Here is a 19,668-nt window from a genome sequence, read left to right as displayed (position 1 = left end):
GGGTACTCGCAGATAGATACCCACATAAGGGTTTAATAACGACAGTAGAAGGAAGACACCATGTATAAAAGCATGCAGCTAATCGATATGTTACGGCACAAATATAGGCTTCGCTCTGATAACACTGTGGCTAAAAAACTCGGTGTGTCTCGGTCTGCGGTAAGTCGTTATCGTAATCAAACCGGCTCAATCGATGACAAACTTGCTGTAGAGATAGCCGAGATGCTTTCCCTTGACCCGTTTGAAGTCATTGCATCTATGCGTTGTGAGCGTGCAGCCCGCAACAATTGCCCAAAGGACATCAGTTTTTGGCGTAAGTACGCCGCTTAAAAGACGCGTTTGAACGATAGAATAAAGACTAGAAGCTAGTTTCCCTGTACTGCTCGTTATTAAGTGTTTTACAAAGTAGGCTTGAAGGGCTTTTTTTAAATTACCCATTTCGACGTGGGTATTCAGCCCTTGAATTGGGTGCATGGCATCGCGCTATCACCACGCCCTTTTTATTAACCAGGGTTCTTAGGTTTGCCGCGCTCCTAAAGGCTCATTCACTGTCTGAATATCGCTCGCCATAGCAGCTCTTCATAACCGCAAATCACACAAATGATTCGTCGCGTTAAACGGGACGTTTAAAATCTAGTCTGTACTGCTTGCATATGCTGTTTTTCTAGTGGGAAAATAATTAAGTAGCCTGATGATACAGCGAGTACCAGGCTAGCGCTTTTGTGCTGTGCGTTTGACCTGATATATCTATTCTTTTAACTAGTATGGTGTGAACGCCTCGTGTTTAATTCAAACATGAATGTTGACTGATTTTTAACAAAAATTTATTTCTACTCTTCCGACATCTGCGTGTAACATTTTGCACTGGCAGGCGTTAATTTTTTGGCATAAATGACTATTTAAAGTAACTAGTCAGTTATAAAAGAACCATTAAAATTACAATGCATCTCGTTTTGTTAACCTACCCCCTCTAAAAATATACGCTTTTAATAACGCGTAAGCCATTGATTATCTTGATTTAAATGCACTCATACAATCATTATGAATAACCACCTCCCCACAGTTAATTGTTAACAAAAAACCTTTGACAACAACCAAGCCAAATGTTTACATATGCTTTACATTTTAAGTGTAATAAAATGTTCATATGAAATTAGACATAAGCACTTGAAGTAAGTCTGGTTGGTTTAGTGATGCACGCTAACCAAGCCATGGCGATTAACGACATTTATAATTACCGGGAACAATTAACTATGTCTAAAGCATTCACCACACCCTTTAAATTAAGCGCTATCTCAATTGCGCTTTTTATGGCATCTAACGCATTTGGCCAAACGCAGGAAGAACAAAACGCGCAGAATTCACCTGAAGCGAAATCTAGCGAAACAAGCGACATTGAAGTGATTGAAATTACAGGTTTGAAGAGTAGCCTCAAAAAATCAATCAATGATAAGCGCTTCTCTCAGAACTTAGTCGACACAATTAATGCCGAAGACATTGGTAAGTCGACCGACCAAAACGTAGCAGATGCATTAAGCCGCGTAACGGGCGTTTCATTGGTTACGCGTGATGGCGAAGGTACTCAAGTCACCGTGCGTGGTGCCACTGCTAACCAAAATAATATTACTATTAATGGTCAGCAACTCACCTCAACAGACTTCAGTCAAGCGGTTGATTTAAGCTCCTTCTCTGCAGACATATTGTCAAAGCTTGAAGTGGTGAAAACATCAAGTGCCGACCAAGACGAAGGATCTCTGGGGGCCAATATTAACCTCATAACACTCAAGCCTCTTGATCAAAAGAAAGGCGTGCGTTCCTTCACTGCACAGGGCAGATACAATGATTTCTCTGAAGAGAACGATCATAAAGTACAGTTTACCCTCACTGAAAAATTTTTCGATGATACCTTTGGTGTTGCCTTTTCAGCCTATGATCAAACTTCAAGTATTCGGCGCGACCAATACCGAATAGACAGATTCGCAGCTTCTACCATTATCGCATCAGCAAGCGACATGGACGGAAATGCCATCTCTGGCGTCAAGGCGATACGCCCTACGGCCACGCGTTACGAACTGCATCAAAATAGCACCGAACGTCAGGGCATAACCCTAGGGCTGCAATTTCTACCAGACGATGTTTCTGAATTGAATCTTGATATTACTTACTCGCAGCAAGAATATGCAACACGTCAAGACGCCGTAATCAGTCGAGCTACGGGCAATCAAAATTTTGTCGAGGGCATTGAGCCGCTGGGCAGTCAACGTCCTGCTGCGTCCTTCACCGATCCACAAACAGATTGGTATGTAGTCGATACACAGAACAATACCATGCTACGCGAATTGAATCGTTTCGGTGCAGGGGACTTACAATCCTCACAAGGCGGTAATGATCAAAAAAATGGCAGCATCTCATTAACGTACAAACGTGAATTAACCGACTCTCTTCGTGTCTCAAGCCAATTTGGTTATTCCAAAAGTGAATCGGAAAGCTTACCCAGTGCATTTGCAGCGATGCAAAATTTCCCCCAGGTGCCCGCGATTAAACTCTATGATGCAGGCCGAGATATCGAACCTGTTGGTTATGACTGCACTAGCGGAACGTGTAGCATGGTATTTGGCAGTTCATTTGCTGATCTTGGCGAGCAAATTGTCAGTCAAACAGATCCGGAAACTGGCTTATTTGTCCCCGGATATGAAGATAATACTGTATTCACGGGCTACAACCCCGCAGATATTAACGCACAGCATTTGAGCTTCTTAAGTGAAAATGACGTAACAGTGAGCGATGAGTTGGCAAATGGCCAAGTCGATTTTGAATATGACTTTGATGATTATGGCATTACCTCGTTCGAGTTTGGCGCTAAAGTTACCAAACGTACGAAGGACGTGGATAATCAAAAATACCAATTTAACTCAGTCACAGCCACAGAGGTCGTCGAGGACGAATTTGGTAACCCCGTGGCTATTCCAGGCGGCGCGTTATTAGACATTCGCGCTAATTTGATAGCGCGTGACGGTGTCGTACCCAGCGACTTCATGCAGTCATTGGGTTACGACCGCAACGAAGCCACAACCGGTTGGACGCCAGTAGACCCAGCCTACGCCGTTAGCTTGCTGTTAGACGATGAAAACACCGTAAGAACGCCCAATGACTCCGAATCACGGATCACAGATATCGATACGCAAGCCTATTACTTTAAAACCAATTTTGAATTATTTGATGGTCGTTTGACCGGTAATATCGGTATGCGCTACGTGAAAACTGACATCGCAGCAGAGGGCTATTCAGGCGCTGACTTCTGGCAGTTTACTGAGACACTTGAGCGAGAATATGACCGCGTTATGTTACGTGACTTACGAGATACAAGCCTGCCTGAGTGCCGTTCACCTGTTTTCGCAGATCCGAATCAACCGCTAGGTTATGAGCAAAAATACCAACGGGTTGATGGTCAAGGTTGGGATACCAGCAGTGGTCCTGATCCCTCTGGTTGGACTCGCATTGCGGATCAGGGTCCTTGTCATGACCCTCTATTTGCCCAGTGGTCTGCATTTCAGCAGGACCCAAGCTTACCCGAGCCAGCAGACCCGATCACTTGGTTAAATATGTGGCGCTACGCTGACGTATCGACCACCCGCAATAATGGCTGGGATGGCACCATTGCGTACGATGGGACGACCCCAATTCCAACCGTAAATGCCAATCAATTTTCGTCGTCATCGATTCGAAACAGAGAGCTTCAATCATTTCGCTCTAGCGACAGCCACACCTATACAAATTGGTTGCCAAGTCTAAATTTAAACTACGCTATTTCTGATGAAATGGTCGGCCGTTTCTCGGTTTCTAAAACGATGACCCGTCCTGAAATAGACCAGCTACGCCCAGGTTTTCAATTAAACGAAAACGGTTATTGGGGCTCAGGTAATCCGAACACCGGTAGTAAAGTTTCATTGTTCAACACCCAGCTTGAACCGTTAGAGTCCAACAATTTAGACGTATCATTTGAGTGGTACTTTAACGAAAGCTCTATGCTCAGTGTGGCAGTATTCCATAAGGATATGTCAAATTTTACCACGGTTGAAAATGCAGTTACTTATCTAAAAGATGTACGTAACGTTGACACCCCAGTTAGTGGCAGCGAAATCATTTTGCTCGCCGAAGACGATGGAACAGATGATAATGGATTAACCGGTTGTATGCCGCTTCGCGCAACAGCTGATTACGGTTGGTGGCCTTCGGACCCTACCCGCTTCAGTAACGATTTGCGTGATCTGTGTGCTCAATACAGCGTCAGCAAAATCATCAACGGTAAAGGTGCTCAAATTACCGGTGTGGAATTAGGCTATGTACAAACCTACGACTTTTTACCTGGCTTTTTATCTGGCTTAGGGGTGTCGGCTAACTATACCTATCAAGACAGTCAATATGATCCAGACCGTTCCAGCATTGACCCAAGCAAAACCTTACCGTCATTCCCTGTGGCCGATACACCTGAGCACAGCTACAACGCGACCCTATTTTGGGAGCAAGACGGCCACCAAATCCGCTTAGCCTACCGAGGTACCAGTGACTCACTTGTGGGTACTGATTACAACACGGGTTTACAAGGGCGTACATGGAACCAAGGCTCTATTTGGAACGAAGGTCGCGGTAACCTCGACTTGTCAGCATCTTACAAACTAAACGATAACGTTACCTTTTCATTGCAAGCCATCAACTTGCTCGATGATGAATTTAGAACCTACTACACCAGCCGAGAATTAGAAGTAGACCGCATTTTCGCTGACAACGATGTGGGCTATCAATTCGTTGCCTTTGAAGAAGGTAACCCGTTAGACGGAGACGCGACACGTTCGCGCACATACACACGTTATAAAGTCGGCACGACTTATCGCTTAGGTGTGAACGTTACGTTTTAAAATGACTTATTAAGATTGGCATAAGTGAGGTGTGTGACGAAGCGCACCTGACTCACAGCAACGGTATAAAATTATGAAATCAACTCAAGCATCTAAATTTTTGTTAGCTAGCGTCGCCTGCTCGGTCATTACGGCCTGCGGTGGTAGCAGTGGCGGTAGTTCAGCGCCCACAGTTTCAAGTAACTCACCTTCCCATGGCGGCGATATTTCACTGACCTATTCAGAGAAAGATCCGTTCAAACGTCTTTTTCTGCTAGGTACACCTGCCGGTGAAAATAGTGGTACGGGTGTGGCCACCGACATGGACGGCGATATCCTGCGCATCACAAACATCAGCTCAAACCTAACGGACATGACAGGCTTTGAGATAGACGGCTTATATTTAGGCATACGCCCAGAAGCTGTCGCACCCACATTAGACACGGGTGAGTCTTTAACAATGACACTCACTTACGACATTACTGATGGCAGTAATACCACAGCTCGTTCAGCCACTATTACTATTACCGGCGAAGATGTAGCGCCAGTGGCAGAAGGTGATCTTGCGGGTAACTTTACGCGTGATACAGGTACGGCGGTCGTAGATTTGCTCAAAGATGTTGTGGATGGCGATGAAGAACCATTAACCGCATTTGATGTCATCGCAGATCCCAATAATCCATACAGCATCCCGTTTACTATCAATGAAGATAGCCAGTTAGAGCTTGATGTAAGTGCGGTTGAATCACAAATACCAGATGGTGAAAAAGTTACGTTCAGTTATACCTATAAAGTCAAAGATCACCGCTTTGAGATTGATCGCAATTTAATGATTAATATATTGGGTGTACAAGACATTCCTGGCGCTCCACTTATCTTAAATTACTTTTTAGAAGCGAGTTCCAATGAAACGGATGCCGTTCAAATATATGATTTAACTCAAGAAACATTAGAACGCGAGGGCGATGAAATTGTCATAACTGATCTAACCCTCGATGGCGAAGCAGAGTTACCCTACGGCGTTGAGCTTGACGGAAATATGCTTCACGTTGATCCTCACGCCCACTTTAATGATGTCGCTAACGGCCAAAGCATCGCCCTTTCATTCCTATTTAAGGTAGCAGATGATGCCGGTAATACCGCTGATGGAGAGAGAAGTTTAGTCGTTACTATAAATGGAGAAGAAACAAACCTAGTAGCGGCATCTGGGTTTAACGCCGATTTTGAAGATCCTACATTTGTAGGACCACTCGATAAATCGGTCAACCCAGCAGGCTTCGTATGGGGATTCGCCAACTGGGGCTGTCCTGTTAAAGAGATCCGCAGTGATGCGGCGAAAACCGGTGACTATGGGCTGTTCATGCAAGGTAGTTTTTGCCATTTTGAAGTACATAACATCGTCACTTCTTTAGAAGACAATCAAAAATACGCTATGTCGTATTGGCTAAACAATGAAGCCTCTAACGGAGCGAATGGCAACCCATATGTACCACTATTTACGACACCGAACGAAGGGTCTGATCTGAATAATAGATTCTGGATGGGTAGCCGATATTTCGATCAATCCCTAAATGTTTGGATGGAACATGTGCAGTTAATTAATACTGGCGAACATGGTAACTGGGACGGTTATGAAACGCTTCCCGTGCACTTTGGTTTGCTCAAGTACGATGACTCTTACGCCGGTGGTAAACACAATATTGACGATCTTAATATGGTCAAATATGGGCATTTTGATACTGCTGTGCATGACATGTTGACCGATGATGTCGGTCTGTTTGAAAACGCTGAAACCATTATCAGCGACGGCGGGACCGTTGAAATACGCGACGTCGAGGGCATGCAAAAATTATTCGTTGATACCACAGGTACCATAGATGGCGTGACGATTAGCCTACCCATCAAAGCTGGAGCAATTAACGCTGGTGGCCGTTACGCCGTGGTATTGGATGCGCAGCTAATAAACCACGACACTCTATATACTGCGGGCGAGAGTACGGTTGTTCTGTACCAAATCAACCTGTCTAATGGCACAGAAACTATCGCCGCCAATGGTAGCGGTACAACTGAGGGAGCTGACAGTAAAACCTCAGACATTATCATTACTGAAGAGTTTGGCCGCAGCGCAGCGATTGATTGGTCACAAGAAACCATGACATTGAACGTGATGCTCACGGAAACAAACGCCCAGTACTATATTGATAACGTACGTTTAATCGCTATTCCTTAACGCCGAATAGATGACCTTAGTACGCTCTATTAAAGCCCTATGAATATTTTTCATGGGGCTTTTTATTTACTGCCAGTGATTGGAAATAATGGGCCGATATTCGGCGATTTAATGCTAAGCAAACAAACGTTCAAAAGGCGAAAATGAGTGCAACAGAGTAACCTGATAAAACATGTTGTGATTGTTGGTGGTGGCACTGCAGGTTGGCTTACTGCGGGTTTACTCGCTGCCCGTTTGTCTTCGCGAATTAACAACGATGAACTGACTATCACCTTATGTGAATCCCCCGACATGCCAACCATAGGTGTAGGTGAAGGCAGTTGGCCCACGCTTCGCAGCTCGTTACACACAATAGGCATATCGGAAACGGATTTTATTCGCCAGTGCAATGTGTCATTTAAACAGGGCTCGCGTTTTATGCATTGGGAGAATGAAATCGCTAGCCAGTACGATCACCCTTTTGATGTGCCAGAGCAGGCAAACCAAGGGGCGCAAGCCCAGCATTGGTTGTACACCAACAAGCACGTTCCCTTTAGTCACGCTTATTGCCTGCAAAGTGCACTGGCAAATCAGCATTTAGCGCCAAAGTTGATCACAATCGCTGAATACAGCGGATTTGCCAATTACGGTTACCATTTAGACGCAGGTCTATTCGCCACATTATTACGTCAGCATTGCGTTAATCATTTGCAGGTTAAGCACATATTCGCCAAGGTCAAACATGTCATTCAAGAAAGCAACGGCGACATTTCGGGCTTGCAGGTGGTTGAGGCAGAAACAGAAACAGAAGCAATACCGACAAATAATGGCGCCTTGTCACATCTCACTGGTGATTTATTTATCGACTGCACAGGGTTCAGTGCCCTGCTGTTAGGGCAAACTTTAGGCGTACAAAATACGTCTGTTGAAGATGTACTATTTGCCAACAATGCCATCGCAACGCACGTGCCTTACGCGACTGACCAAGACCCAATTGAATCATTTACCTTATCAACCGCCCAAGACAACGGCTGGATATGGGATATAGGTTTACCTAATCGTCGTGGTGTTGGTTATGTCTACAGTGACCGTTACACCAACAATGAAAGCGCCAAAGACACGTTATTGCAGTACATACGGCGACGACATGAGGATACCGACTCACTTACCTTCAAACATATCCGCTTCACCCCAGGTTATAAACAGCAGTTTTGGAAGAATAACTGCGTGGCCATTGGTTTATCTGCAGGTTTTATTGAGCCTTTGGAGGCGTCAGCTATTGTACTGGTTGAGATGTCAGCCAATATGTTAGCCGAACAATTACCTGTGACGCGCCAAAGTATGGATATAGTAGCCGAGCGGTTTAATCAAACGTTCACCTATCGCTGGCAACGTATCATTGATTTTTTAAAACTACATTATGTGCTGAGCAAGCGTACCTCCGCTTTTTGGCAAGACAACAGAGCCGAGCTCTCAATTCCGGCCTCACTCAAAAAACTATTGCTCATGTGGCGCCACAAAGTGCCGGATTTTGCCGATTTTCCGGCCAGGGATGAAGTGTTTCAAGCAGCCAGTTATCAGTTTGTTCTGTACGGAGCGGGTTTCAAAACGAAGCTTCTTTGTACACCAGACCCACGAATACTTGAGGCCAGCGAACAACTCTTGTCATCGATTCAAAGTTTTACCGCTCAGCTATCAAACAAAGCGATAAGCAATCGCGCGTTGATCAACAAGATACACCAGTTCGGCTTGCAAAAATTCTAATTTAAATAATGCATCAGTCAGTTTAATAGATAACCAAAAGAGACAAAACGATGGCACAACTACAACTCCTTACCTCTGAAGCGCACAGCAAACTTAACGTTATTCGTGGTGAATACCTCGACTCAAGCTTCGCGGTTAACCTAAGCACGGTGATGGTGTCTGAGTTAGCATTTCTCGTACACGAATATCCACTGTTTTTTTATAAATCTGCACGCAGTGGCGAGTTTCAATTAGCGGCATTACTTGGATTTGAATCTGGCCAAAACCTGTTTTTAAACGGTGGCAAGTGGGTGTCTCGCTATGTGCCACTAGACATTCAGCGCCGCCCTTTTCAGTTGCATGTACCAGCTCCCCAAAGCAGCGCAGCTCACAATGTCGGGGGACAGGGCAATAAGCCTACCTCTGGGCACTTAGCCATAGACCCAAGCAGTGCGCAGTTCTCTGCGACTAAGGGCGAGCCACTCTATAACGGCGATGGCTCGCCAACAGCGACGTTATTGCATTATCAAACGCTATTTTCTCATTTGCTCAGTGCCAGCGAACAGACCCGAAGTGTCATAGCCACACTAGTGGCTCACGAGTTACTCGAAGCAGTTGAACTAAACGTAACGCTCAAAAATGGTGACATTACGCTTAACGACTTATACGCGGTAAATATAAAAAAACTCAACGGATTAACCGGCGAAGCTTTGCAAGCCTGCCACAACAAAGGCGTGTTGCAAGTATGCCATTTAGTCATGAGCTCAGGGGCTCACTTAGAAACGATGATAGAGCGCGCCAACAGGTAACGTAATCCCTGTTGATGTAACAATATCGCGGAAACAGGAGTACAGCTTAAGGCAGGACAAACAACCTAAGCTCACGAGGTAGCAATCTGTGTTAATACCTAAGCATCTTGAGCTATTACCCTGCCCTAGGCAGCACTCGATGGCCTTAGCCCACTGAGGTTGATAGCCCAAAAGCTACATTTTCGCTTAGAACATTAAACCCGCAAGAGCGGGTCTTTCATGGTAAATCGATTAGCTTGGTTTAAGCACCAGCCACATGTTTACAGGCGCTCTAGCTTCATGGGGTAACTCTGATTCGCATTCCATTGGCCCACGTAAAGGTTGCTGTCATCATCCACGCACAAGCCGTGACAATGGTTAAACACATCCCAGGTGGTTTGCATCGGCTGTAACACATCGTTGATATACTCAGGTGCAGTGCCGCCAATATTCGCTACCACGCGGTTGTCTTTATCAAACACGCTGATAAAGCCCGAATCGTCTTGGTTTTTACCATCAATATGTGACCAACATACCGGCGCGTAGAAATGCTCGCCCTTAAATATGGGGCCGCCAATATAGGCACCATTCGCATCAATAGTGCCTAAATACTCACCACTTAGGGTGAAGCGCTTTAAGCATTGTGCCCCTCTGGAGCTAACAATCAACTCAGGTGTGTTTGTACGTTTGTCTATGCCTATACCATGGGTATTCGATAGATTGTAGTTTGCATCGATATTATCGTGGCCGCCCCAACGGCGAATAAAACACCCTTGGTTATCGTACTGAAGTAAGTAGTCAGAGCCATAGCCATCAGTAACGTATAAATCGCCATTATCACTAATAGCAATATCCGTCGGCCTAAAAGGTTGGTCGGGTCGATAAACGCCGTAGGTTTGAGGATGACCAATACTGAATATGAGTCGCCCAGCCATATCCAATTTCGCGATAAAACCAGATTGGGCAACAACGCGATTATACGGCGAATCCCATGCTTCAGTAGAATGGCCATCCCATAAGCGGTTTTTCACCCACCCGCTATCAACGAGATACATAAAGTCCTCACCATTCTCATTGACTATTTTGATGCTGTGGCCGCCTGGCATATGTGTGCTGAAGGTATCGAGCAGTTTGCCATCGCGATTGTAAATCACGATATTATTGCGCGGGTCGTCAGTTATCATCACCACTCTCCCTTTAGCATCGATATCAAGAGCGTGGCAGTTCTCAACCGGTGTTTGGCTATTATCAAGTCGCCCCCAATAGGCATTAACTCGATACCTAAACTGCCCTTGCCCCACTATCATTCCATGTGGGTCACGCTTAGATTTAGGCAACACCCAACCTGATTGCAACTTATCGCCTTGGGGGCTTTCGTGATTAAATTTCTGAGAATCTATAACCGGCATTTAAGAGGCCTTAGCTTCTTCAGTTTCTTGCCAATTGATAATAGCGTCATCAGCGACAGGGCTAAACGGATAGAATTTAGCTTCATTTTCTGCAAAAGATTGGTTACTGATGGCGTTATAAGCGCAGATCATCGACCAACGAGGCTCCGCTGCACGGTTCTGATTTGACTTGTGCAACAAATTACAATGGAAAAACAATACATCACCAGGTTCAAGCTCTACATTCACTAACTCGTGAAATTTCATTGCTTCCTCAACAAAGTCGAGGGCAGCCCCTTTTTGGTCGCCGGTTTTATTGTGATCTAAACGGCCTAAATGATGTGAGCCTTTTAATACTTGTAAGCAGCCGTTTTCAACCGTTGCGCGGTTAATCGCCACCATGCAGCTGATCGCTTTTGGGTAAAGCATATAGTTGTCACGGTGCCAATAACCAAAATCTTGATGCCATTCCCACGCTCCACCTACAAAGGGCTCTTTCATCATGATCTTAGTGCTGGTGTGATAAATCGGCTCACCGATAAGGGTTTCACACACATCAGATAAACGGCGACTACGTGAAAACATACTGTATAAGTCGTTACCGGTTTCTTGCCACAAGCACACTTTACTTACCGCGCCTCCCGCGTCTTTCTTGTGCCATGCTCGATCATTTAACGAATCATCGTTAAATGCTTTTTCTTGTAAACGATCTATTTCCTCAGGGCTGTAGTAGCCGCGAGCGATAACGTAACCATCGCGATGAAAGTCAGCAATTTGTTGCTCAGTTAAAGTGATGTTACTCATAATGTTGTCCTCTTGTTATTCAGCTCAACCGTAAATTGTTAACAATATTGAAATAGAAACAGCATAAACGCAAGTTAAAATTCATATAAAAATATAATATTTAAATATGAATGTTAATTTATTGTTGTGTATCAATATCATGCTAGGCTTTGCGCCTATCGATAGGTAAAATCAGACCTGAAAAATCACGGAGCAATATTCATTGAGTGACAAGCCTACAACCAAATACGCGGTACCTGCCCTAGATAAGGGCTTAGACATACTGGAATATTTAGCCAGCCAAGAATTACCCCGCTCCCAAAGCGAAATAGCCCATGGCTTAGGGCGCAGCCCAAATGAAATATTTCGTGTGTTGGTGGGCTTAGAGGCCAGAGGTTATTTATTGCGAGATGATTTATCAGGGCGATATCGAATCTCATTCAAACTGTATAATTTATCTCGCAGTATTTCGCCGATTGACCAAATGCGTCAATGCGCCCTGCCTTACATGGAAGATCTTGCGGTTAAAATTGGCCAGTCATGTTATCTATGTATGCTGTATCAAAGCCAAACCATGGTAATTATCCAAGCGCGCAGCCACAGCCCTGTGTTTCTGAATATTACCGAAGGATCATTATTCTCAACTCTTACTTCTACAGCGGGTAAGGTACTGCTGGCTAACAGTAACCCCTCAGTAAGAAAAATGTTACTCGAACACGACCCTGACTTTGCTAGCTTAAGCAAAAAACAACAGCAGGACTTACAAGTAGAACTAGCACGCATCGAAGCAGATGGTGTTTATGTGCAATCAAACATCTTGATTGACGGGGTAACCGATGTCGCAACCTTAATAGGCCAGCCCCAAGGAAAAGTTATCGCATCATTAGCGGTCTCTTCACTACACAGCAAACTCGGTAAACAACTTGAACAAGACCGTTTAATCAACCACCTAACCGACACCGCAAACATCATTACCGAACAGTTGGGTTGTTAACAGACAGACTAAGGGTCAGCGGCCAGTCTTATTCACAGTCAACTCATAAAACCGGCTTAGGTAATTACCGCAATACGCTACGTACAATGCCGAATAGCGTATGACGGCGTGCTATCCCATGATTAAAGTAGGTTAAAACTTTTGATTAAAAGGGAGCTGACTATGAGCGCGAACAAACGGTTAAGCGAGTTACAAGAGAGCTATCACGCGATGGTGGATAGTGTAGAGGAATTTGTGGTCAAAGAAGGTAAAACGTTGCAGCAGGCTTTTCACGCAGCAGAGGAAAAGCTAGGCGAGACAGCACAAATCAGCAAAGAAAAAATTCAATTGGCCAGCAAAGAATTAAAAGATCATTTGCGATTATGGGGTGACGTTGTTGAGGGCGTAAGTGAGGCTTACAAGGACCAAATCAAGTTCGATCTCGCTTATGTAAATAGCTCAGCTTGGAGCAAATTACAGAGTATTGCTAATGCGAGTACCACAGAGTTATTGGAATTCACCACTACCCTAAAAAATACAGCACAAGATGCCGTAACAGAAAACCATAAAGCGGCTCATCAAGAACACAATTTATGGGCTTCCGAGCATGCTTTATGGTTAGATGAAGTCGCATTCTGGAAAAAAGAACATGAGCAAGCAATAACCAAACTTAAAGATATTGAGAGAGTTCTTGAACAACAGTCAAGCACCCTGTCTCAACATGTGAATGCGATTCAAGAACATGCAAAAAGTGATGATAAACACGAAAGAATCATGAAAGCAGCGGAGCAAGACTCAAGCAGTAACGTATTTGAAGAGGCTGATCGTAAAGAAATATCAGTGCATCAACATGAACGGCAATTACATGCAAAAACCGCCGAAGCGCATCATGCGCTAAAAACTCATCATTTTAAGACCATGGCAATGATCAATATGCTTTATAAAGAAACTCATAAGGTAGAGTAACCAATGTGCCTGAGGTAGCGTTATATTTCATGGTAATTCGATTCATCTGAACGCAAAATATAGGCTTAGCCGCAGTCGCTCATTCTATTCACGCTATATCACGGCAGATAACGGCAGTGAAGAACACCATTTGTTCACTGCCTATTTGATATTCACAGTGCGTTTTACGCTAAGTTGCAACACAAAAAATGGCTTCCCCCTGCGCAAGTCAATCCTCGTTCAAAACTTGCCAAGTTCATTTCCCCTGACTATTGCGCAGACACAGCAAAAATTATTTCGCCGTGCTCCTTATTAATCACCGCAACCTCTCGCAGTACCCATTTATCTGCCACGTCAGTGGCATAAACATAAACTTCGGCTGCGGATTTATCACCGCTAATGGTGTAATTCAAATTTGCTTTACCACCTTCACCTGAATAGGTGATTTCACCCAACACAAAAAAACCAGGCTCAGGGTTTTCACCCACCAAGGCGATAACCCCAGGGTGCGTTTTGACGGCTTGTACCGACAAATCGTACGCCTCCCCTTTCATCATGCTCATCACCGCGACAAACATTAGCGGGAAGACAACAAACACCAGAGTAAGACCCGCATTACGCCACTTTTTTTGGACGGATTTGAAATGTGCTACATCACGCCAAGTGCGGTTCTGCCAAGCCCACTCATTTCCTTTAGCCCCTAAAACAAACATCATCACAACATTCACCAGTGGCACAAACATCAGCAAAGCAATGAAGGTACTATTCCCAATACCCCATATCCAATTCAGTAAAAAGGCGCCCCAATTCCACCCCTTTATTTCTTTTGGTACCACTGACGCTTTGCCCATACCGGAAATGTACTTTTGCTCTGTGTGCTTTTGCTCCATATGTCATCGTGCTCCCTTTTTTACTTAGTGTTAACAGCTGCTTACGTATACTTGCTCATAGGCCCTTTTATCAAGACACCCATGGTAGTGATAATAGACTTCTTATAAGTACATGAAATGACTTGATTTAAAACTTCTGGTCCCAGTTTATTTATTACAAGTACCTTTGTTATTTATTGGAGCAAAACAAGATAACGGATTTCTAGCTAGAAACCATTTCTATAGATAAAACCGAATACGTGCTTCAGTATTTTTTTATGTATTGCCTTGCGATCAACCCCGTCTAGGTCTTCACACAAAGGAACCCCTTTTACTTTCCTGTCATAGTCACATTGATCAAGGTACACAAAATGACCTGCCCCCTGTTCAAGGCCGATTAAATTTGCATCTTCAATATGCTCTGCATAATATTTTGAATGTATCGCATAAGGCAAAAAGTCATTTTCAACAGAACCTATTATCAAGGTAGGCACCTTTATGTTATGTAGGCTTTGCTCACTAGCCGCGTGCCCCATGGCCGGATCTAACGCAATAACACCTGCAACACGCTTATCTAACATCTGCTTTTGTAGCAAGCCAATTTCATTTAACATTTCTCTACTAACGGGTTTACGCTCAGTCTGCTGAGCATAATTACAGCCTTTATCTTCTCTAGCGATTTCTGATCCACAATAGGCTTCCGACTTGCCTGCTTTGAGATGAGCACCAGCCAATGCTAATGACGTAAACCCGCCTGAAGAATGGCCAAACATAATGACTTTATCTGTTTTTATAAAAGCATCAAATAGTCCCTTTTGAGATAAACTATCGATTGCAAAGCTCACGTCTTGCGGGCGTTGCCAGAATCGCATGGCTGAACTCGGATCTATGTTCTCAGGCCCGTAAACCCAAGACTCGCCGAAATGCGCTACCCCAGCAACAAGCCACCCTTGGGAGGCTAAAGCATAGCCAAGCCAGTTCATTTCACGAGGAGAGCCAAAGGCACCATGGGAGATAACTGCAACCCGCTGAGGGTTTTGCTTTGGTGATAAGCAAATTGTTGCCTCACACTGTTTTGCACCACCTTGATACCAAAACTTGATTTTAGTGGGTCTATTGACTTTCTCGTTTATAAAGTCGACTTCTGCGGTCTTTAGTTCAATTGAAGTCTCCGATAAAACGTGACCACTATTAAAAAGAGCAAGCAAGGTAATTGCGGTAAAGCAAAGCTTCGTTATTCTAAGTTTCATCATTCTTGGTGTATTTCCCTTTAGTATTCTATTGCGCCAAGATACATCCGCTGTTGAGACCGAGCTGTGCAGAAAGTGCGTTTTGTACAAGATACGCCATTTTAGGTAGAACGTTGGCTTTATTCTTTCATCGCCATGTCCTCGATTGCTAAATCTTCTACCGCAAAATATAACGCTGTTTTGAGTACTTCAGGCTTGGTTTTCAAAGGGTTGTTAAGATAGCACTGCACAATTTGCTGGTCTTTTAGCTTGATACTATTAGGTAGCACCCACTGTGCGTAAATTTGAGAAATAGTTTGCCACATACAATCATGTGGGCCGATATGCGTGAAACAGGCCCATAGACCAGCCTGCCATTCAAAAACGTCCAGTTTTTCTTGGCAATGGGAAAGACCTTCTACAAAGCCAGCAAAAAAACGGCTTTGCGTTTGTTCACCCGCCCACGGGTTATCAACCGACACTCCAATAGGCTGCAACTCGGCATAATTTAATGGCTCGGCAATAGCGGCTAATCGACCGTATAATGTTGTAGCGATCGTCGAGAAAGACTGCCCAGTAAAACCTTTGCCGTAGAAACCGTAAACCGTCTTCTCAGGTAACGTTTTCCAAACAGGTTCTATTTTGTTCCCAGTGAGTCGCTTTTTAGGTATTAAGCTGCCAGCGCGAGCATTGATCGGAAGATTTCCCTGAACGACATCACTCGGCGTAATAGAAAAATTTCTCTTAAATGCCCTAGAGAAAGATGAAGGAGATTCATAACCAACGCTAAGAGCGACATCAATAATATTGTGGTTTCCCTGTTTGATTATGTGCAACGCTTTTTCCAGTTTGTGTCGCTGAATAAACTCACCTAACTGGTAACCCGTTGCCGCAAAAAATATTCGGTTGAAATGGTACTTTGAAAAGCCTGTATACTGGGCCAAATCTGCCAAGCTGATAGTCTGGTCGCTATGGTCATAAATATACTGCCCAACCTGACTAATGATTTTTGTATTATTATTCTTTGGGTTATTTACCATAAGTTTCTATCCAACGTCCACGATGTACTATTTTATCATCTTTCGTATTGCTTGCCTGAACTCAAAACACTTTGTATATGGCAGCCCTATGAGCGCTTTGCCTGCTAGCAAACTCATGAATTCAAGTATTTTTACACGTATCTTTCATAAACACCGATGTAAATGATCTAAGTTGAAACTTGTCGTCTCATTGTATTCATCATGCGTGAAACTCTATATGGTCGCATTTTGAGTATGGGTGTATTTAGAACGTTTAGTATCCTCATTGATTCGTTGTAAAAGTTTAAATTTTTCTGCTGTGATAATTCACGTTGGTAAGAATTCCGCTTCATTCCAGCATCTAAATCCTTACAAAAAGCGTCAGCTCAACAGGCTATTAAAATCGCAAAAACACTATCACTATATCGCTAATAAAAGTGTGCTTTGTATCAAGTGGAACATTACAAAAATCAAAAACTACCTACCGATAGATACACCATACAAAGACTGCTATAGTAACGATATTCAAGTATCAGAGGTTCGCGTGTGAAACAAACAAAAGTTATTATTATTGGCGGCGGTTTAGCGGGTTTATATTCTGCGGCAAGGCTTGAGGCTTTGCACATTCCCTATGTTTTACTTGAAGCTAAAAGCCTACTCGGTGGGCGCATCAGCTCTGTACCGGCGGCATATGCTACGCGCAAACTCGCTGAGTTTACTGCTCACGTTGCCGATAAACTTGAAAATAGTCACGATATGGGCCCGACGTGGATTTTCCCTCATCAGCAAAAAATGCAGTCCCTAGCCGCAAAGTTGGATGTTAAGTTGTTTGAACAATACACCGCGGGTGACGTGCTTTATCAAGCACCGAATACAACGAAGGCCAGACAAATTAGCGGTGCGGGAGCGATGCAGTTGTTTCGAGTTGAAGGCGGTATGACTCAGTTGATCCAAAAACTACATGCGAGCATTGACCCGAAGAGCTCGAAAGATAAAACAGTTCGGGTAAATTCTCAGGACAAAATCAAACTAGAGCACTGTGTTAGCAATATAATGCGGGACGAAGAAAACGGACTTTGGACTGTATCAGGTCACGTTGCTGGCACGAACCAAGTACCCAAAGATAGCACTCTAGCGCATACATCTATCAAAATCCAAGCTAGCGAACATCCATCTCAAGCACTTCAACGTTTTGATTACAGTGCAGAGCATCTAGTGCTCGCGTTACCTCCGCGTATTATACAGCGTGATTTGGCGTCAAACGTGTGGGGCTCGCCTCTACTAAACCAACGCTTAAGCACGGTGCAAACATGGATGAGTGCACAGGCTAAATTTGTGGCCACCTACCCTCAGCCGTTTTGGCGTGACAAAGGCCTTTCTGGCCAAGCATTTAGCCAAGTTGGCCCTATGGTTGAAATGCACGATGCCAGCGCCAGTGAAAATAACAGTTTCGGAATATTCGGATTTATTGGTATTCCCGTATCGCAGCGAAATCAGCTGACTGAAAATCAGTTAAAACAAGCCTGCCTCGATCAACTCGCGTTTTTTTATGGTGATGACGCGTATAGCGCTACTGATTGCTACGTGAAAGATTGGGCGGTTGATCCGTTTTGCGCTACGGAGCCAGACATTAATGAGCCATCGAAACACCCAGATTTCAATCATCGAGGATTAGAAGACGAACTAAAAACGCTTAAATTGCATCTCGCTGGTAGCGAGTTTGCCCAACAGGATGCGGGCTATTTAGAGGGCGCGTTATACGCAGCCGACAAAGCAGTTTCAGGGATTAACCAAGCACTAGGTAATTCCTTTGATTAGCTCTGCTAGCGCAATGGATTTTTCGTTTTGTACCTTTGCTATATAAAGCAGTTTTCGAGTCTGGGTGTCTAAGCGGTATTGTAAAGCTATCTATCGGAGCCTTGCTTTGATGCCCTTTTAGAAGCAAAAGCCTAGCAAATTGTTCACTGGTAAACTCTGCCTTTGTGTTTTAACCAACCCGGTACGTGACGATTCTGAGGGTCGTGGTGAGTCCAGTGCACTACGCCGCCCTTACTGCTCCATTCATATTCACCATAAAACTGTACTGTATCGCCTTTGGCGATACCAACAATTCGCGGCGCTAGGTCGATGTTATGGGCTATCAAGATGGTTTGCCCTGAGACCAGCTTTAAAATGAATTTTTGATGACGTGACCCCTTATTATCGTCTCTTAAAACTCTGGTCACAGTCCCCATGCTCTTGACTTGCACATCACTTTTTTGACTGACGAACGCTTGTTCTGCGGTAACTGCTTGCACAGCATTGGCTGTAAACAAGAGTAAGATTGAAAGGCATAATGCCAGGATAGTGCTGTGCATATAAACGTTCCTTGTTTTGGTAAACCCCCATTAACTGGCTCAAAGCGAGCAGTTGAATGAACTGAATATTGGATGGTGTAACATACAAGCTTGTAAAAGCCGTTATTCGGTTTGCTCCTGCTCTTCGGCTTGTGCAGCGGCTTCGAGTTTTGCGCGCTCGGCCTTAGACACATAGCCTGATTTCTTTTTACCACTGTTTTTGGCGGCAACGGCCTTCACACGTTTTTTGTGGATTTGAGTGAGCTTTTTCTTTCTATTCATGTTTCATTTTTCTATATGTCTAAGTGTTATGTCTATTGATTACGATTTTCTGTTTAACGGCCAAAATGATGTCGTCAAACATCAAGCTAAAGGGGGCAATTGACACGTGAAAAGCGCCAAGTGAATGTATTATACCCGATCAGGTATGGGCTGTTACGATTCTTTCGTTACTGTCGTTTTTCTTTATGTGATTGATTGCCTAGTTTTCT

15 protein-coding genes are annotated in these 19,668 nt (G+C 44.1%); 8 read left to right on the top strand and 7 right to left on the bottom strand.

The features are described from left to right. The first annotated feature begins 60 nt into the window (after positions 1-60). The 5 genes from AC0VYA_RS09960 (at position 61) to AC0VYA_RS09940 (ending at position 9,656) form a co-directional block, all read left to right on the top strand. A complete protein-coding gene (locus AC0VYA_RS09960; protein ID WP_011574780.1) occupies positions 61-330 on the top strand; it encodes a helix-turn-helix domain-containing protein in 270 nt (89 codons plus the stop codon). A gap of 923 nt (positions 331-1,253) precedes the next feature. Further along, positions 1,254-4,916, top strand: a complete 3,663-nt coding sequence (locus AC0VYA_RS09955) for a TonB-dependent receptor (protein ID WP_475490904.1) — start codon at positions 1,254-1,256, stop codon at positions 4,914-4,916. A gap of 73 nt (positions 4,917-4,989) precedes the next feature. Then, positions 4,990-7,125, top strand: a complete 2,136-nt coding sequence (locus AC0VYA_RS09950; protein ID WP_475490903.1) for a hypothetical protein — start codon at positions 4,990-4,992, stop codon at positions 7,123-7,125. 147 nt (positions 7,126-7,272) lie between these two features. Further along, positions 7,273-8,868 carry a tryptophan halogenase family protein gene (locus tag AC0VYA_RS09945; RefSeq protein ID WP_475490902.1) on the top strand — a complete coding sequence of 532 codons (1,596 nt, stop codon included), beginning with the start codon at positions 7,273-7,275 and terminating at the stop codon, positions 8,866-8,868. A gap of 50 nt (positions 8,869-8,918) precedes the next feature. Then, entirely contained in the window at positions 8,919-9,656 is a 738-nt protein-coding gene (locus AC0VYA_RS09940; protein ID WP_475490901.1) for a SapC family protein, read from the top strand. Positions 9,657-9,916: 260 nt separating this feature from the next. Here AC0VYA_RS09940 and AC0VYA_RS09935 read toward each other — a convergent pair whose 3' ends face one another. Together AC0VYA_RS09935 and AC0VYA_RS09930 are read right to left on the bottom strand one after the other, a co-directional pair. Next, positions 9,917-11,044 (bottom strand): NHL repeat-containing protein, encoded by a 1,128-nt coding sequence (locus AC0VYA_RS09935; RefSeq protein ID WP_475490900.1) that lies wholly within the window; start codon positions 11,042-11,044, stop codon positions 9,917-9,919. Then, on the bottom strand, positions 11,045-11,827 hold the full coding sequence (locus AC0VYA_RS09930) for a phytanoyl-CoA dioxygenase family protein (RefSeq protein WP_011574774.1): 783 nt from the start codon (positions 11,825-11,827) through the stop codon (positions 11,045-11,047). A gap of 202 nt (positions 11,828-12,029) precedes the next feature. On the opposite strand from AC0VYA_RS09930, the gene AC0VYA_RS09925 reads away from it, so the two are divergent. Then, positions 12,030-12,800: an IclR family transcriptional regulator gene (locus AC0VYA_RS09925; protein WP_475490899.1), complete on the top strand. Its 771-nt coding sequence runs from the start codon at positions 12,030-12,032 to the stop codon at positions 12,798-12,800. A 162-nt stretch (positions 12,801-12,962) separates the two neighbouring features. Then, the gene (locus AC0VYA_RS09920) at positions 12,963-13,745 is read left to right on the top strand and encodes a zinc ribbon-containing protein (protein WP_475490898.1); all 783 of its coding nucleotides are present in this window, start codon (positions 12,963-12,965) and stop codon (positions 13,743-13,745) included. 248 nt (positions 13,746-13,993) lie between these two features. On the opposite strand, the gene AC0VYA_RS09915 is transcribed toward AC0VYA_RS09920, so the two are convergent. The 3 genes from AC0VYA_RS09915 to AC0VYA_RS09905 all read right to left on the bottom strand — a co-directional run bounded on the left by AC0VYA_RS09915 (position 13,994) and on the right by AC0VYA_RS09905 (position 16,862). Further along, positions 13,994-14,614 (bottom strand): cytochrome c oxidase assembly factor Coa1 family protein, encoded by a 621-nt coding sequence (locus tag AC0VYA_RS09915; RefSeq protein ID WP_475490897.1) that lies wholly within the window; start codon positions 14,612-14,614, stop codon positions 13,994-13,996. 206 nt (positions 14,615-14,820) lie between these two features. Then, positions 14,821-15,846: an alpha/beta hydrolase family protein gene (locus AC0VYA_RS09910; protein WP_475490896.1), complete on the bottom strand. Its 1,026-nt coding sequence runs from the start codon at positions 15,844-15,846 to the stop codon at positions 14,821-14,823. Positions 15,847-15,962: 116 nt separating this feature from the next. Then, positions 15,963-16,862: a helix-turn-helix domain-containing protein gene (locus AC0VYA_RS09905; protein ID WP_475490895.1), complete on the bottom strand. Its 900-nt coding sequence runs from the start codon at positions 16,860-16,862 to the stop codon at positions 15,963-15,965. A gap of 525 nt (positions 16,863-17,387) precedes the next feature. Between AC0VYA_RS09905 and AC0VYA_RS09900 the strand changes: the two genes are divergently transcribed. Continuing rightward, positions 17,388-18,659, top strand: coding sequence for a flavin monoamine oxidase family protein (locus tag AC0VYA_RS09900; RefSeq protein WP_475490894.1), 1,272 nt, complete (start codon positions 17,388-17,390; stop codon positions 18,657-18,659). A 143-nt stretch (positions 18,660-18,802) separates the two neighbouring features. Here AC0VYA_RS09900 and AC0VYA_RS09895 read toward each other — a convergent pair whose 3' ends face one another. Continuing rightward, positions 18,803-19,198 carry a DUF3465 domain-containing protein gene (locus AC0VYA_RS09895; RefSeq protein ID WP_475490893.1) on the bottom strand — a complete coding sequence of 132 codons (396 nt, stop codon included), beginning with the start codon at positions 19,196-19,198 and terminating at the stop codon, positions 18,803-18,805. A gap of 102 nt (positions 19,199-19,300) precedes the next feature. Next, positions 19,301-19,459, bottom strand: a complete 159-nt coding sequence (locus AC0VYA_RS09890; protein WP_011574768.1) for a DUF2986 domain-containing protein — start codon at positions 19,457-19,459, stop codon at positions 19,301-19,303. Between the last annotated feature and the right edge of the window lie 209 nt (positions 19,460-19,668).

It is taken from the genome of Paraglaciecola sp. QJM3NY_14, assembly GCF_056173245.1.
Note: the sequence above shows the minus strand (reverse complement) of the source record. Positions and strands in the feature narration are given on the sequence as shown.